Source organism: Micrococcus sp. KRD012, assembly GCF_017168555.1.
Lineage (GTDB): Bacteria > Actinomycetota > Actinomycetes > Actinomycetales > Micrococcaceae > Micrococcus > Micrococcus luteus.
In genome coordinates this window covers 1-391 of sequence record NZ_JABFBB010000037.1, presented here as the reverse complement: position 1 = coordinate 391, position 391 = coordinate 1, and the positions used below count along the sequence as shown (strand labels likewise).

1 protein-coding gene is annotated in these 391 nt (G+C 66.8%); it reads right to left on the bottom strand.

Going from position 1 to position 391, the window contains the following annotated elements:
• The coding region (locus tag J1M37_RS11065) for an NAD(P)/FAD-dependent oxidoreductase (protein ID WP_206452661.1) at window positions 1-391 on the bottom strand (391 nt) is incomplete at both ends.

Genomic DNA, 391 nt, shown 5'->3' with positions numbered 1-391 from the left:
ATATAGGGGATGCCTTCGGGAGAGCCCGGGCGCAACCCTGCCCAGTGGGCCACCGGCTGCATGTCCGCCAGTTCCGGCAACAGTTCTGCCGCAGACGCCCTGAGGCTTTCCTGCGCCTCGTCGGTCGGCGTCTTGTCGAAGCCCGAATGTTCCAAGGTGCTGCCGATCAGGATGTGGCCGTCGCGCCGCGGAATCGCGTAGCGCCCCTTGGCCAGCACCATGCGCGGCAGGAAATCCGCCGCGCACTTGTAGAGGATCATCTGACCTTTCACCGGTACCACGGGCAGTTCCAGGCCAAGCGGCTTCAACAACTCGCCGCTCCAGGCGCCCGCCGCCAGCAGCACCTTGTCGCCACGGATCTCGCCACGCGAGGTCGCCACGCCGACCACTC